At 71.9% G+C, this 14,270-nt stretch carries 15 protein-coding genes and 1 pseudogene; 7 read left to right on the top strand and 9 right to left on the bottom strand.

The annotated features are described in order from the left end of the window. The 4 genes and pseudogenes from ACWEVS_RS13655 to ACWEVS_RS13640 form a co-directional block, all read right to left on the bottom strand. A pseudogene (locus ACWEVS_RS13655) lies at window positions 1-447 on the bottom strand (Tn3 family transposase); the annotation flags it as partial. A gap of 51 nt (window positions 448-498) precedes the next feature. Then, the gene (locus tag ACWEVS_RS13650; protein ID WP_452551664.1) at window positions 499-1,176 is read right to left on the bottom strand and encodes a DUF4158 domain-containing protein; all 678 of its coding nucleotides are present in this window, start codon (window positions 1,174-1,176) and stop codon (window positions 499-501) included. Between the two features lie 231 nt (window positions 1,177-1,407). Further along, window positions 1,408-1,779, bottom strand: coding sequence for a hypothetical protein (locus tag ACWEVS_RS13645; RefSeq protein WP_452551662.1), 372 nt, complete (start codon window positions 1,777-1,779; stop codon window positions 1,408-1,410). 24 nt (window positions 1,780-1,803) lie between these two features. After that, window positions 1,804-2,349, bottom strand: coding sequence for a YceI family protein (locus ACWEVS_RS13640; RefSeq protein ID WP_452551661.1), 546 nt, complete (start codon window positions 2,347-2,349; stop codon window positions 1,804-1,806). Window positions 2,350-2,442: 93 nt separating this feature from the next. Here ACWEVS_RS13640 and ACWEVS_RS13635 point away from each other — a divergent pair, with 93 nt between their 5' ends. Then, complete coding sequence (locus tag ACWEVS_RS13635) at window positions 2,443-2,934, top strand: MarR family winged helix-turn-helix transcriptional regulator (RefSeq protein WP_452551659.1); 492 nt, start codon at window positions 2,443-2,445, stop codon at window positions 2,932-2,934. A 377-nt stretch (window positions 2,935-3,311) separates the two neighbouring features. Here ACWEVS_RS13635 and ACWEVS_RS13630 read toward each other — a convergent pair whose 3' ends face one another. Together ACWEVS_RS13630 and ACWEVS_RS13625 are read right to left on the bottom strand one after the other, a co-directional pair. Beyond that, window positions 3,312-3,797 carry a hypothetical protein gene (locus tag ACWEVS_RS13630; protein ID WP_449922269.1) on the bottom strand — a complete coding sequence of 162 codons (486 nt, stop codon included), beginning with the start codon at window positions 3,795-3,797 and terminating at the stop codon, window positions 3,312-3,314. Beyond that, window positions 3,794-4,318, bottom strand: coding sequence for an RNA polymerase sigma factor (locus tag ACWEVS_RS13625; protein ID WP_449922267.1), 525 nt, complete (start codon window positions 4,316-4,318; stop codon window positions 3,794-3,796). Before ACWEVS_RS13625 ends, ACWEVS_RS13630 begins: the two co-directional genes overlap by 4 nt. A 343-nt stretch (window positions 4,319-4,661) precedes the next feature. Here ACWEVS_RS13625 and ACWEVS_RS13620 point away from each other — a divergent pair, with 343 nt between their 5' ends. Next, complete coding sequence (locus ACWEVS_RS13620) at window positions 4,662-6,083, top strand: hypothetical protein (RefSeq protein ID WP_452551657.1); 1,422 nt, start codon at window positions 4,662-4,664, stop codon at window positions 6,081-6,083. 35 nt (window positions 6,084-6,118) lie between these two features. Here the strand turns inward: ACWEVS_RS13620 and ACWEVS_RS13615 are convergent, their stop codons facing one another. Next, window positions 6,119-6,610, bottom strand: coding sequence for a VOC family protein (locus ACWEVS_RS13615; protein WP_449922263.1), 492 nt, complete (start codon window positions 6,608-6,610; stop codon window positions 6,119-6,121). 286 nt (window positions 6,611-6,896) lie between these two features. On the opposite strand from ACWEVS_RS13615, the gene ACWEVS_RS13610 reads away from it, so the two are divergent. The 4 genes from ACWEVS_RS13610 to ACWEVS_RS13595 all read left to right on the top strand — a co-directional run bounded on the left by ACWEVS_RS13610 (window position 6,897) and on the right by ACWEVS_RS13595 (window position 10,990). Further along, window positions 6,897-7,853 (top strand): radical SAM protein, encoded by a 957-nt coding sequence (locus tag ACWEVS_RS13610; protein WP_452551655.1) that lies wholly within the window; start codon window positions 6,897-6,899, stop codon window positions 7,851-7,853. A 75-nt stretch (window positions 7,854-7,928) separates the two neighbouring features. Next, window positions 7,929-8,645, top strand: coding sequence for a phytanoyl-CoA dioxygenase family protein (locus tag ACWEVS_RS13605; protein ID WP_452415345.1), 717 nt, complete (start codon window positions 7,929-7,931; stop codon window positions 8,643-8,645). A gap of 138 nt (window positions 8,646-8,783) precedes the next feature. Beyond that, window positions 8,784-9,290: a GNAT family N-acetyltransferase gene (locus tag ACWEVS_RS13600; protein WP_449922258.1), complete on the top strand. Its 507-nt coding sequence runs from the start codon at window positions 8,784-8,786 to the stop codon at window positions 9,288-9,290. A 143-nt stretch (window positions 9,291-9,433) separates the two neighbouring features. Then, a complete protein-coding gene (locus tag ACWEVS_RS13595; RefSeq protein ID WP_452551653.1) occupies window positions 9,434-10,990 on the top strand; it encodes a protein kinase domain-containing protein in 1,557 nt (518 codons plus the stop codon). A 61-nt stretch (window positions 10,991-11,051) separates the two neighbouring features. Here ACWEVS_RS13595 and ACWEVS_RS13590 read toward each other — a convergent pair whose 3' ends face one another. After that, window positions 11,052-12,326: a hypothetical protein gene (locus tag ACWEVS_RS13590; RefSeq protein WP_452551652.1), complete on the bottom strand. Its 1,275-nt coding sequence runs from the start codon at window positions 12,324-12,326 to the stop codon at window positions 11,052-11,054. Between the two features lie 211 nt (window positions 12,327-12,537). On the opposite strand from ACWEVS_RS13590, the gene ACWEVS_RS13585 reads away from it, so the two are divergent. Next, on the top strand, window positions 12,538-13,575 hold the full coding sequence (locus ACWEVS_RS13585; RefSeq protein ID WP_449922252.1) for an LLM class F420-dependent oxidoreductase: 1,038 nt from the start codon (window positions 12,538-12,540) through the stop codon (window positions 13,573-13,575). Between the two features lie 220 nt (window positions 13,576-13,795). Here the strand turns inward: ACWEVS_RS13585 and ACWEVS_RS13580 are convergent, their stop codons facing one another. Then, a complete protein-coding gene (locus ACWEVS_RS13580; protein WP_449922250.1) occupies window positions 13,796-14,122 on the bottom strand; it encodes a hypothetical protein in 327 nt (108 codons plus the stop codon). Window positions 14,123-14,270: the final 148 nt, after the last annotated feature.

Here is a 14,270-nt window from a genome sequence, read left to right as displayed (position 1 = left end):
CCAGCCGTCCGGCACCACCCCTTGGATCGGGACGTTCTCGGAGGCGTCGTAGTGGCGGGTGGTGTTCGGGATGTCAGCGTAGCGCTGCAGCAGGTCCAAGGCGTCCATCACCGGCCGGTAGGCGGTGTTGTTGCACTTGAACTCGATCGCGGCCAGCAGCTTGGGCAGCATCCGCCGGTAGTAGGAGGTGTAGGAACTGGTCAGCACCGTCCGCACCCGGGCCTTGTAGGCCTTGGCGTCCGCTTTTGCCTCGGCCACCAGCGCCTGCAGCGTCGCCTCCCCGCCTGGCACCGCCGGGAACACCACCTGCCGGACCGTGCCCTCCGGCGCCCGCAGCGACGCCTCGGCGATCGAGAACAGCTTCTCGGTCTTGCGATGCACCTTCTTGGCCTCGGCCTCGATCGCCTTCTCGACCTTCCGCTCCGCCCGCGTGTTGATCTTCGACACCAGGCCGATGAACAGATCGACCAGCGCGTCGGTGATCTCCGTCGTCCGTGATCACGCCAATGCGGCCACCAACGTCAACCGGACCGGCGGCTGGTTCGCCGCGAAGTCCGACGGATGCGAGGCCATCGCCCGCGCCCGCCAGGAGGCCACCAGCCGGTCGGCGGAGTACCCGCCGAGCAGATCCGCCGACAGACCCAGCGCCTTGGCCCGCCGCAGCTTGACGATCTCCTCCAGCAGCGTCTCCAGCCCCAGCCGTCCGGGGTCGGACTTCAGCTCCAGCAGGAACCCGTCCGCACCCGTGGCCAGCTCCCACAGCGACCGCACCGAGTCCGCTGACAACCCGTTCAGCACATGCAGGCAGAACTCCCGCTCGAACCGAGCCCGGCCCGCGCCCACGATCCGGTCCACCCGCCCCGGCGGCTCGATCTTCAACGTCCGGCAACGCCTCAGCAGCGCAGCCCGCAGCCCTTCGTCCGTGAACACCATCGGGCAGGTCTTGTCCGCCAGCCACTCGGCCAGCACATCCTCATCCGCCCGGGTCGACTCCCGAAACCCCAGCGCGTCCCGCACCTGGGCCCGGTGCCGCTCGATCGACCGGCCCGACCAGTCGTACTCCGCCAGCAACGCCGGCTCAACCTTCACCTGGCCAGCCACGTAGTCCACCGCAGCCTTGGGCAGCTCGCCCACGTGCCGCGGGAACCGGCCCTCTTGCTCGAAGAACTTCAGCATCAGGCCAACCCCAGACGGGTCGCCCCCGTCTTGTTCCCCACCAGCTCCCAGTCGTCGTCCAGCAGCGTCCACGCCGCGATCAGCTCTTCCGGCTCCCACTCCCGACGCACCCGCACCCGCCCTCCACCCGACCGTCTCCGACACGAACACGATCAAGCAGAAACCCCACCCGACCAGCCACGTTCACCGCTCCGAAACGATCATGAACCGCAATCGTGATCTCTCATTTCGCTACCTGGCGGCTGGGGACATGTTCGGGAGCGGAGGGCCGGCTCGGGTGATGGCGGCTCCGTCGACGGTCAGCGGGCGCGTGCCGTACAGGTTGGAGAGCTTGACGCGGACGGAGGTTCCGCCGGCGCTGACGCGGATCACCTGGCGAAGGGTCTGGCCGGCGAAGCCCTCCTGGGACCAGTTCGAGCCGTACCAGGAGGTACTGGCAGTGGCCGGTTGAGCGGCGGTGCCCCAGGTGACCGCCCAGGGGCGGGGCGTGGCCGCGGCGGGGCCGGCCATGGCGGGGGTGGTCACGGCGGGGGTGGCGGCCAAGGCGAGGGCGAGAGCGCCGGTGAGGGCGCCGGCGAGGACGGGGATCGTGACGGTACGCATGATGTCGCTTTCAGGGGGTTGTGCTCAGGCGGTCTTGACGGCGGACAGGTCGAAGTCGAGGGTGACCTTTTCCGAGATCATCACTCCGCCGGTCTCCAGGACGGCGTTGTAGGTGATGCCGAAGTCCTTGCGGTTGATCACGGTGCTGCCTTCGAAGCCGACCCGGGTCAGGCCCTGGGCGTCGACCGCGGTGCCGGTGTAGTCGAGGGGGATGGTGATCTGCCTGGTCACGCCGCGGATGGTCAGCCGGCCGGTGACCTCGAAGCTGTCGCCGCCGACGTGCTTGACCCCGGTGGACTCGAAGGTGATGGAAGGGTGGCCGGCGGCGTCCAGGAAGTCGCCGGTGCGCAGGTGGGCGTCACGCTGCTGGTTGCCGGTCTGGATCCCGGCCACGTCGAGGACCACGTGGACGCTGGAGGCGGCGGGGTCGCCGGCGTCGAGGAAGGCGTTCGCCTCCTTGACGGGGATGCTGCCGTGGACCTTGGTGACCATCGCGTGCCGGGCGACGAAGCCGAAGCGGCTGTGCGCGGGGTCGATGGTGTAGGTGCCGGTGGACGCACGGGGATGCATGTCTCACTCCAACCGATTAGTTCAGTGCTGGAAGATTCAGCAGGACGGTACATCGGCTTATTTCAGCGCGCAACTTTTGAGTACGATGGTTTCGTGACACGATGGCTCAACGACGACGAACAGCGCGCCTGGCGGGCGTTCGGGCTGGCCACCCGCCTGCTGACCGACCGCCTCGAGCGCGACCTGCATGCCGCGGCCGGCATGCCGCCCACCTACTACGAGCTCCTCGTCCTGCTCTCCGAGGCGCCCGAGCGGACCATGCGCATGAGCGAACTGGCGCACTGGACCAACTCCAAGCCGAGCCGCATCTCCCACGCGATCAACAAGCTCGAGGCGAAGGGGTGGGTGCGCAGGGAGCACTACGCCGACGACCGGCGCGGCTGGCTCACCGTCCTGACCGACGACGGCCTGGCGGCACTGCAGGCCGCGGCCCCCCGGCACGTGGCCAGCCTGCGCGAGCATCTGATCGATCTGCTCACCCCCGAGCAGCTCCGGCACCTGGGCGACATCAGCCAGGTCCTCCTCGACCACCTGACCGCCGACCCGGAGCCGGCCAAGGAAGCCGGAGCCGGCCATGGAGCGTGAGGCCGTGGCGCCGAACCTCGATCGCCGGCTACCGGGCGGGCCCCCGAGGTGCACGTCGGTGAGGCGGGCCCAGGACGTGCGGTGAGCTCAGCGCCCGGCGTCGCCGTGTGGCCAGCACTCCATGCCGGGCGGTGCGATGCCAGCGGGGGGCCACAGCGTGGCGGCCTCAGGCCGGCAGCATGATGAGGCCCGCGACAAGCAGCCCGGTGACGACCAGGACCGCCAACAGCAGCGCCACCGTCCCGAACCGGCGCCGGATCAGTTTCGCGTTGTGTGCCATCGGTATTCCTTCCCTTCGAAGATGTCTGTCGTCCCGCCACGAACCGCCGTCGTGGCGCGCCCGGGCAGGCGTCACCGTTGAGGGCCGGGGCGGCCGTTCACTCCTCCTGTCCGCCGGTCAGTTCCCGCACGCGGCGCAGCAGCGCCGTCCTACGGGCATGGGCGCGCACGGCCAGCACCAGCGCCGCCGCGACGAACAGTCCCCCGACGGCCAACGCCAGGACCAGGCCGGCGCCACGCTGAACGGCGGCCGCCGCCAGCGCCGCAGTGGTCGCCAGCGAGGCGGCCAGGCCGATCCAGGCGGCGATCACCCGGTCGGTGGCGAACAGCGGCACCCGGCGCGTCAGCAGCCACCCGCCGTAACCCGTCCAGGCCAGGCAGAACACGGTGAACAGGGCGAAGGCCAGGTGGGTACGGCCGGGCAGCGGGCCCGGCTCGCTCCACCACAGCGCGGCCACGAACACCGCCCCGGCCAGCCCGGCCACCAGCGCCGTCACCGCCCGCAGCCGCCTGCCCGGTGACAGCGACGGCTCCAGCCGTTCGATCATCTCCTGCGCCGACAGGCGCGGTCGCTCCTCGGTCACGGCCGGTATCCCTTCTCCTCCAGGCGGGCGCGTAGCAGGCGACGGGCGCGGTTGAGCCGGGACTTGACGGTGCCGACCGGGACCCGGCAGATCTGCGCGCAGTCCTCCACCGGCAGGTCCTCCAGGTAGAACAGCACGAGGACCTCCCGCTCCGGCACCGGCAGGCCCGACAGCAGGCTCACCAGCTCGGCCCGATCCACCACGGCCTCCACCGGGTCCTCGGCGACCACGTCGCCGGCCGCGAGCGTCTCCTGTTCCCGGGCGTACTGGTCGCGCAGGCGGTCGGTCACCGACCGGCGGGCGATCGTGAACAGCCAGGGCGCGAACCGGGACGGCTCCCGAAGCCGGGGCAGCCCCCGGACCACGGCCAGCCAGATCTCCTGGGTCACGTCATCGGCCCGTTCGGCATCCAGCATGCGCCGCACGTAGGTCCACACCGGCATCCGCCAGCGGGCCACCAGTTCGGCCAGCGCCGCCCGCTCGCCCAGCTGCGCGCGCACCACCAGCAGCTCATCGGTCATCACGTCCTCCCGTCACCCCGAACAGTCGGGCGGCGCGCCGGTCAGGTTCACCACTTGCGCATCTTTCCGGCCATCGGGCAAGGGCGGCCGCGTCCGGGCTGCTCAGGCCCCGCGTCCTTACCGCCGGCCGGGCCGGGCGCGCCGGGCGGCGTGAACCTGTCGCGGCCGTGACGGCAATCAACAGATGAGGACGCGGGACCGCCCACCGGCGCCACGCCGAGCCGTTCCGCGCGCCACGACTCGGAACCCGTTCCGCCCGTGACACGACGGGAACGGCCACACGATCACGTCGGCGGGGGCTCGGGTGAGCAGCCCCGGCCGGCCCTGCCGAAGGAGCCTCCCCATGACGGCGCCGGCCGTTGTCTTCGTGCTGCCAGGAAAACGGCACCTGCCGCTGCTGATCGCGCTGGTGCCCGCGCTCGCCCTGAGGGGGCTGGCGATGCTCGGATACCGGCCGGCGCTGTGGTTCTGGGCCGACTCCTTCACCTATCTGAAGGCGGCCGCCGCGCCCGAGCCGGGCGCGTTCCGGCCGCTGGGCTACCCGCTGTTCCTCGCCGCGCTCTCCCCCGGGCCCGGCCTGACGCTGGTCACCGCCGTCCAGCACCTGCTCGGGCTGGGTACGGCCGTGGCGGCCTACGCGCTGCTGCGGCGCCGGGGGCTGCCCGGATGGAGCGCGACCGCGCTGGTGGCGCCGTTGATGTACGACGAGTTCCTGATCCTGCTGGAACACATGATCATGGCGGACTCCCTGTTCGTGGTGCTGACCACGGGCGGGATCCTGGTGCTGCTGCGGCGGCAGCTCACCCCGGCGGCCGCGGCGGCAGGGGGCGCCCTGCTCGCCCTGGCCACGCTCACCAGGACCATCGGGGCCGTGGTGCTCGTCCTGGCGGCCGGCCACCTGCTGTGGCACCGCCACGGGTGGCGGGCCTGGAGCCGTTTCGTGCTGGCGGGCGCGGTGCCGTTGCTGGCGTACGCGACCTGGATGGGCGCCACGAGCGGCACCTTCGGCCTGACCAGGGCCGACGGCCAGTTCCTGTGGGCCAGGACGACCACGTTCGCCGACTGCGCCGTGATCCGCCCCGAACCCCGCCTGGCCCCGCTGTGCCCCCGCATGCCGGTGGCCGCCAGGCCGGCGCCGCCGTTCTGGCTGTGGGCTCCGTGGTCGCCGATCAGGGCGGTGCGCGCCGACCGGAACGCGCTCGCCGGCCGGTTCGCCAGGGCCGCCATCCTGGCCCAGCCGGGCGACTACCTGGCCGCCGCCGGCGCCGACCTGCGGTGGCTGTTGCGCTGGGAACGCACCACCGAACGGGACCCGTCCGTCAGGCGGACCAACCCGTACTGGTTCCCCTTCGAGGCGCGGCCCTTGCGGGAGTCGGTGCGGGCCGTCGCCGAGTCGTACGAGAAAGGCCCGGCCGCCACCAGGATCGCCGAGCCGTACGCGGGCTGGCTGCGCGCCTACCAGCGTGTCGGCTACCTGCCGTTCCCGCTGCTCGTGCTCGTCCTGGCCGCCGCGCTGGTCCTGGCGGTCGTACGGCGGCGCGGCGAGGCGCTGCTTCCCGGCCTGGCCGCCGTGGCGCTGGTCCTGCTACCGCCGTTCGCAGTCGGCTACGACGTTCGCTACGTGGTCCCGGCCATCCCGCTGACCTGCCTGGCCCTGGGCCTGGCCGTCACGCGCGGGCCGCGCGGCGAGGACGACGGCGGGGTGAGCCGGACACCGCGGGCCCGCCCGCGGGTCTCCTGCGCCGGTGGAGCGCGATCAGGGTGACCGTCTCGGGGCCGCCGGACCGGGGTGGCCGGGGTTCAGGAGTCGGCGCGCCGTCCGTCCTCGGTCCCGAAGCCGTCGAGCGACTCGCGCTCCTCCAGGGTGCGCAGTTCCTGGAACAGCGTGATGTGCAGACCGCCCGGCGTGTCGAGCCTGGAGTTCAGCGACTGCCACGGCGTGACGGTGGGCGGCGCGACCTGCTCGGCGCCGGCCGCGACCAGCTCGTCGGTGGTGGCTCGGGCATCGTCGACCTCGAAGGCGACCCGGATCTTCGGCGCCACCTGACGACCCACCTCGACGTCGTCGATCATCTTCTTCTGCGCGGGATTGGCGATCTCCAGCGTGGCCTGGCCCGCATCGAGGATCGCCACGCGGGCGCCGTCGCCGCTGGAGAAGGCGGCCTGCTCGGGCAGGCCCAGAACGTCCCGGTAGAAGGCCAGGGCGGCCTCGTAGTCCTCGGCCTCGACGACCAGGCGCAGCTGGCGGACGGCGGGCGGCCTGCGGTTCCCTGCATCGTGGGGCGCGGTCATATGGGATCTCCTCGTCCGAGACGCTGATGTCGGGGTTCACGATAGAGGGGCGCCGGACGCGCGCTCTCGGCGGCACGGGCCGCCCCTGCGGAACGGCGATCGCCGACCCGGGGACGCCTCGTCCAGCCGGCGAAGGCCGCCGAGCCCGCCCGGCGCGGGACAGTGGTGTCGCCCTCGTGGCCGGCCTGAGGGCCCGGCGGCACAGTGGCGGCGCAGTGGCGGCGCAGTGGCGGCGCTGTCGCCGTTCTGCTTGAAACCGGTGTCGAATGCGTGTTCTATGGTGGCTGTGGCTTGGGACGCGCTTCCGCTCGTGGACGTCGTCGACGAGCGCCCCGCGATAGAGCGGCGTGCCGTCGTGCGCGACGGGTTCTACGAGACGCAGGCCCGCACGATGATCGAGAAGGTGCCCGTGACCTCGGCCGTCGCCGAGCGGTGGGCGGTCAGCCCCTACCGGGGGTGCGCCCACGCCTGCCGCGGCTGTGTGGCCAGGCGCGGCCACCGTTCGCTCGGCTGGGACACCGGGCGCGACTTCGACACCAGGATCGTGGTCAAGGCCAACGCCGGCTCGCGGTTGCGCGACGAGCTGGCCCGCTGGCCGGGCGAGCCGCTCGCGATCGGTGTGGCCGGCGACTGCTACCAGCAGGCCGAGGCCACCTACCGGCTGATGCCCGCGCTGGTCACGGCGCTGGCCGAGGCGGGCGTGCCGTTCACCGTCTACACCAAGAGCCCGCTGGTGCTGCGCGACGCCGGGCTCCTGGCGGCGGCGCGGGCACCGGTGGCGGTCTCGATCGCGTTCGTCGACGAGAAGATCCGCCGGGTGGTCGAGCCGGGCGCCCCGACCGCGCAGCGGCGCCTGGAGCTGGTGGCGGCCTTGCGCGAGGCGGGGGTCGACTGCCAGGTGCTGATGTCGCCGGTGCTGCCGCTGCTGAGCGACGCGGCCGACCAGCTGGCCGCCACCGTGCGGCGCATCGCGGCCGCGGGGGCCTCGGGGGTGCGGCCGGTGGTGCTGCGCCTGCCGTACGGCACGCGGCAGTGGTACCTGTCATGGCTGGAGCAAGCGCATCCCGGGCTGGTGGAGCGCTACGCGGAGCTGTACGACGCGGCGGGGCTGCCCGCGCCGGGCTACGAGGAGCGCATCACCGGGCAGATCGAGCAGCTGGCCCGCGCCTACGGCATGCGGTGCGGCGCCGCCCCTTCCCCCGCCCGCCGGACGCCCCGGGCCGACCAGCTCACCCTGGTCTGACGGGCGCCCACCGGCGCCGTAAGGGGCCGATCCGCCGCCGGAAAACCGGTTGACCGCGCTTGTAGCGTGGCCGTCATGAGTTGGACTGACCAGTTCGTGAAGCAGGGTTTCGTCAAGGTGCAGGCGGCCTCGCCGCAGGTGGGTCTGGCCGCGCAGGAGCTGCTGTGGAAGCAGATCGGCCTGTCTCCCGACGACCCTTCGGGCTGGACGCAGCCCGTGGTGTGGGCCGCCGACATGACCGGTGTGGGGCCGTTCGGGGAGATCATCCGCTCTCCGGTGCTCGCGCAGGCGCTGGACGAGGTGTGCGGGCAGGGCGGCTGGCGGCCGAGCGGCGCCTGCGGCAACATCCCGATCCGGTTCCCGAACCTGCCGCCGGCCGATGACAGGGGCTGGCACATCGACCTCAACGTCATGCATGAGGACGGCAGCTGGGCCGTCAGCGGGCGCCCCGGCACGCTGCTGCTGCTCATTCTGTTCTCCGAGGTGGGGCCGGACGACGCGCCGACCAGGATCAGGGTGGGTTCCCAGCGCGACGCGGCCGCCGCCCTCGGCGACGGCACGTACGAGCATGTACCGGCCAGCCGGCTGGTGGAGGCCGCCAGCGCCGAGCGGCCCCTGGCGTACGCCACCGGGCTGCCCGGCGAGGTGTACGTGGTGCATCCGCTGACCGTGCACGCCGCCCAGGAGCACCTGGGCAGCCGGCCGCGGTTCATGGCGCAGACGCCGATCTTCCTGTCGGCGCCGCTGGACCCGTCGGCGGACACGCCGCTGGCGCGCGCCGTACGGGAGTGACGTGTCCCTCCGGGGTCGCCCTCGGAGGGAGGTCCGGGCGCCGCGTCCCCGGCCGGGTGCCGACAGGGGACGCGGCGGCTGACGGCAGGAGACGGGGCGGCGGTGGGCGTGCCGGCGGACCGCTCGTAGGATTCCGGGATGAATATCCGTAAAGGTGGGCCGGGCGACGTGGCGGCGGTGGTCGCGATGTTCGACAGCGCGATCGAGTGGCTGGTCTCGCAGGGCCGGACGGGACAGTGGGGCAGCGAGCCGTTCTCGGCCAGCGCCAAGCGCGTGGAGATGGTGACCGGCTGGGCGGGCGGCGACGGGATGCGCATCGCCGAGATCGACGGCCTGCCGGCCGGGTGCATGACGCTCGGCGAGCCGGTCACCTACGTGGCGCCGGCGCCCGAGCCCGAGGTGTACGTGCAGGGCCTGGTCATCGACCAGCGTTTCCACGGCCGCGCGGTGGGCCGGACGCTCCTGGAACAGGCGATGGCCGAGGCCGCCGAGCAGGGTGTGGACCTGGTGCGGGTCGACTGCTACGCCGGCGATGACGGGCAGCTGGTGCGCTACTACGAGAGCTGCGGGTTCCGCCCCACCGAGCGGTTCACGGTCGGCGAGTGGCCCGGCCAGGTGCTCGAGCGGAGGGTCTCGGCCGCCTGAGAGGTGCCCGCCGGGTGCCCTGCGGGCACCCTGCCGCGGGGCGGCTCCAGCCGTACGGTCCGCAGGACACCGTGGGCGCGGATGCGTGATCCGACTGCGGCAATCAGCCGGACGCGGATGTTCTTGTGCAGGAGTATGGGGCGATGGATCCTGTTCGGAATGGCGACCCCCGGCAGATAGGGCCGTACCGGCTGATCGGGCATCTGGGCAGCGGCGGGATGGGCCGGGTCTTCCTGGCCCGCTCGCGCGGCGGCCGGGCGGTCGCGGTGAAGGTGGTGCACGCCGAACTGGCCGGCGATGCGGAGTTCCGGCGCCGGTTCGCCGAGGAGGTCACGGCCGCCCGCCGGGTCGGCGGCTTCTACACCGCCGAGGTGGTCGACGCCGACCCTGAGGCCGACCCGCCCTGGCTGGCCACCGCCTACATACCCGGCCCCTCCCTGTCCGAGGCCGTCGCGGCGCACGGGCCGCTGCCGGCCGCGGCAGTCCGCGTGCTGGGGGCGGGCCTGGCCGAGGGACTGGCCGCGATCCACTCAAGCGGCCTGGTCCACCGCGACCTCACCCACCGCAACGTGATCCTCGCCGACGACGGGCCGCGCGTCATCGACTTCGGCATCGCCAAGGCCCTCGACACCGTGCACGCCTCCACCCGCGTCATCGGCACCCCCGGATTCATGTCTCCCGAACAAGCCAGGGCCGGCCAGATCGGCCCGGCGAGCGATGTGTTCTCCCTCGGCTGCGTGCTCGCCTACGCCGCCACCGGCACCGGACCGTTCGGCGGCGGCATGGCCGACCTGGTCGTCTACCGGATCGTCCACGAACCGCCCGACCTCGACGGCGTCTCCGCCGACATCAGGGCCCTGCTGCGTTCCTGCCTGGCCAAACTTCCGGCCGACCGGCCCACGCTGGACGACATCCTCGACCAGTTGGAGGCGCCCGCGGCCGACGTCACCGCCGCCACCCGCTGGCTGCCACCGGACGTCACCGCCATGATCACCGAACGCGGCACGATGATCCGCACCCCGACCCGGCCCAGCGCCCCCGAACCGCCGCACGAGCCCGTACCGCGACAAGACCCCGTACCGCCGCACGAGCCCGTACCGACAGAAGGCACCGGGATCGGCGGAACGGTGCCCGGCGATCGAGCGGGCCGCGTCGCCGTCGAGGCGGACCCGCGACGCCCCGCTCCCGAGGCGCGGCCGGCGGACAGCCGCTCAGGCGCGACGCCCGCTCCTCATCCTTGGCAGCCCGCGGACCGTCCGGCGGCCGGGCCCGGTGGCGGCACCGCGACCGCCGCGACAACCCTGGCACTGCTGTGCCTTCCCGGGCTTCTGGTTCTGATCCTCAAGGCCGCCCAGATGTTCCTGCGCTTCGCCGACGAGCCGTTCGGGTTGCTGATGGCGGCGAATCTGGCGGTGGCTGTGGCGGAGGGGGTCGTGCTCGTCATGGGCGCTCTGCTGCTGTCCCAGCGCAGGGTGGCAGGGCGCCGGATGATCGCGACGGCCGGCGGTGTGGCGGCTGTGCACAGCATGAGCGCCGGCGTGCAGTTCTTTCTGACGGGCGGGGAACTGACGACGGACACGCCCGTCTCCGTGATCGTGCCGCTCTTCGTGGCCGCCCCGGTGACGGGCTTGTTCGCGGTTGCCGCCGTGCTCATGGCCATGCTTCCGGCCACCGGCCGATGGTGCCTTCGCCGGGACTAGATGTTCTGTCCCGTGAGGTTGGTGACGCGGCCGGCGGGCGTCAGCGCGGCGCGTGCGGTCGTCATGAGGTGAAGCCTGTGGTGTCGAAACGGGCGAGTACTTTCCTTCCGTCTGTGACCCAGACCGTGATCGCGTCATAACCGGAGAGGAAGGCGAGTTCGTCGTCGCCGTCACCGTCGTAGTCACCTGCCGTCGCGGGCTGGGCACCACCCGTCGCGACGACTCCTCCCGCGTTCCGCAAGCCTCCGGAACCGCCCACGAAGAGCCAGGTCGGCGAGGCATCCTGGGCCATCCCGCCGAAAGCGAGGTCATCGCGGCCATCCCCATCGACATCGCCGGACACCGCCGGGCCGTGGGTGCCCCTGAACACCTGGCGCCGGCCGTTCCCGTAATAGACGGTCAGAACCTTGTCGACCGAGGGCGCTTCCGTCTCGTAGGGAGGCTCGTTGTTGCGGCTGCCGTCGTCGCCGATCACGACGTCTCTGGCGCCGTCACCATCGAAGTCGCCGAACGCGGTCGCCATGCCTTTGTTGAGTCTGCGGCCTTTCTCGGACAGGCCGTCCCGGCCGGCGGTGAGGAGCCAGCCGGCGGTCTGCTCGCCGTCGTCGGCCTCGTGCACGACCAGCCCGGTGGCACGCCGCCCGGCGATCTTGTCCGCAGTCATGGTCCCTGATCCCATGCCGCCGGTCGGTGACGGCTGGATGGTGCGGCGTGCGGGAACCGCGTCCCGGCTGAACGGCCCGTACAACACGGCCAGGCTGCCATCCTCCCCGGTGCCGTCATCCCGACCAGGTATCGCCACGTCGGCGGCGCCATCTCCGTTGAAGTCACCGGCGACGGCCCCATTGACCGCCCCATGTCTCATCGCGGGCGGGTGGATGGGGGTGGGCGGCGTCCCGACGTCGATGCCGTGAGGTCCGCCCCAGAAGACATGCAGGCGGTCCTGCTCTTCGTGGCCGGGCAGGCTGCCGTGGCGCAGAACGTCGCCGAACCCGTCATCGTCAAGGTCGGCCCTGAGCACCGGGTCGCTCAGCAGCGGGACGAAGGTGTCGGGTGAGATGACCGCCCGTGTCGCGGGGGCAAGCCCTTGGGGCGAGCCGTAGACAATGGCGAGATATCGCCGATCGTGGTCGTTGAACTCGAACGCCAGGTCCGCGCGTCCGTCACCGTTGACGTCATCGGCGCGCTCGCTGCCCGTGCCCGAAGGTATCGGGGACGCCTTCGGCGGCATGTTCGTCGCGGTTGCGGAGGCGGTTGCGGAGGTTTGCGGCGCGGCCTGATGTTGATGACGTGGTGCGGTTCCGCATCCCGCGATCGTCAAGGCCAGCAGGAGCAAGATCGTCGCCCTGTGTGGCATGGAGGCAGAGCCTAGTGCAGGCCGTCATGCTCTGCTCGCCGTACCAGGAGGCCGGATCCCGCCTGCCGGCGGCATGAGCGACCCCTGTTCCCGACGTCCCGCCACGCGGGCCCGCTCCGTCACAAGGGGTGTGCGGCGGGCCGTTCCTCGACCATGATGTGATCACTGCATCTGGCGACAGGAGGCGGCTGTGCGACTCGGATTGAGCATCGGCACCCTCGGCCCCGCGGCGGCCGACCCGCGAACGCAGCTCGCACTGGTACGGGAGGCCGAACGGCTCGGCTACGACTCCGCATGGGCCGCCGAGGGCTACGGCGCCGACCCCGCCACCACCCTGGCGTGGCTGGCGGCCGGCACCGAGCGCATCGCGCTGGGCAGCGGGGTGATCCAGATGTCCAGCCGTACGGCGGTCGCCACCGCCATGGCCGCGGCCACGATCGACAGGGTCTCGGGCGGCCGGTTCCTGCTGGGCCTGGGCGCCTCCGGGCCGCAGGTGGCCGAAGGCTGGCACGGCCAGCGCTACGAGCGGCCGCTGGCCCACTTACGCGACTACGTGACGGTCGTGCGGACCGCGCTCGACCAGCGGCCCGTCGAGCACGAGGGCCCGGCCATCGTGCTGCCGCTGCCCGGCGGCCGCGGCAAGGCGCTGACGATGACGACCGGCCCGCTCCGGCAGCCGCTGCCGATCCACCTGGCGGCCATGGGGCCCAAGGCCGTCGAGCTCGCGGGGGAGATCGCCGACGGCTGGCTGCCCATCCACTTCCCGCCCGAGCACCTCGCCGAGACGCTCGACCGCCTGCGGGCGGGGGCGGCGCGCGCCCGCCGCGACGCCGCGGGGATCGAGGTGTCGCCGATGGTCATGGCGATGGTGGACGACGATCCCGACTACGCCCGCGACATGGTGCGGCCTATGGTGGCGCTGTACCTGGGCGGCATGGGCACCAAGGGCGTCAACTTCTACAACCGGCTGGCCCACCGGCTCGGCTTCGGCGCGGCCGCCTCCCGGGTGCAGGACGCCTATCTCGACGGTGACATGGGTGAGGCCGTGGAGGAACTGCCCGACGACCTGATCGACGCGCTGACCCTGTGCGGCACGCCGGATCGGGTCCGGCGGCTGCTGGCCGACTACCGCAAGGCGGGTGCGACCCGGCTCATCGTCGGGCTCAACGCGCCCACCACGGACGACCGCCTCGAGCAACTGGCCTGGCTGGCCGAGCTCAACGACTGAGCTCAACGACTGAGCCGAACGGCCTGCCGCCTGGTGTCGCGGGAATCGGGAATGCGGAGGGTGACGAATTCCGGCGACTGGCGGCTCCTTGGACCACTCGGTGGGCGTGACCGCCGATTCGGTGACCGGACCAAAGAAGGCGCCGGAAAGATGATATCCGGCGCCTTTTCATTCCTTTTCCAGGAGTTTCCGGGGATTTCTGCGAATTTTAGGAATTTCATTAATTGTTCTTGTTGCTGCCTCCGCCGCCGGGATTGGTGCCGCCGGAGTTGCCAATACCGGGGTCGTCGATACCGGACGCGCTGACGTGCGTCGCGGCCGCGGCGCCGGCGCCGAAGATCTCGGCCGACAAGGTCACGGGCGCCATGAGAGCGACCGCCGCCGCGGTTCCAGCTGCCAGAACGTTCCTCAGCTTGATCATCGAGCTCAGCTCCAGTCGGATCGGATGCGTCCCGGGCGATGCCCGGCTGGCGAAGCGCCGAATCGGTACGGCGAACGGCACCGACACGACGTCTGAATTCACGCTAAGGGCGGTTTCGCCGAGCATGGTAGGAGTGTCGCTCCCAGGGAGCGGTGCTCACCGTTTGCGCAGCGTCATGGGTGCGCGGCGGTCGGCGCATACGGCGACGATCGCCGCCGTGTACCGACGCCCCGCCTCCCGCCGGAATCGGTAAAAGTTAAATCACCGTAAATCC

It is taken from the genome of Nonomuraea sp. NPDC003754 (assembly GCF_053605785.1).
Note: the sequence above shows the minus strand (reverse complement) of the source record. Positions and strands in the feature narration are given on the sequence as shown.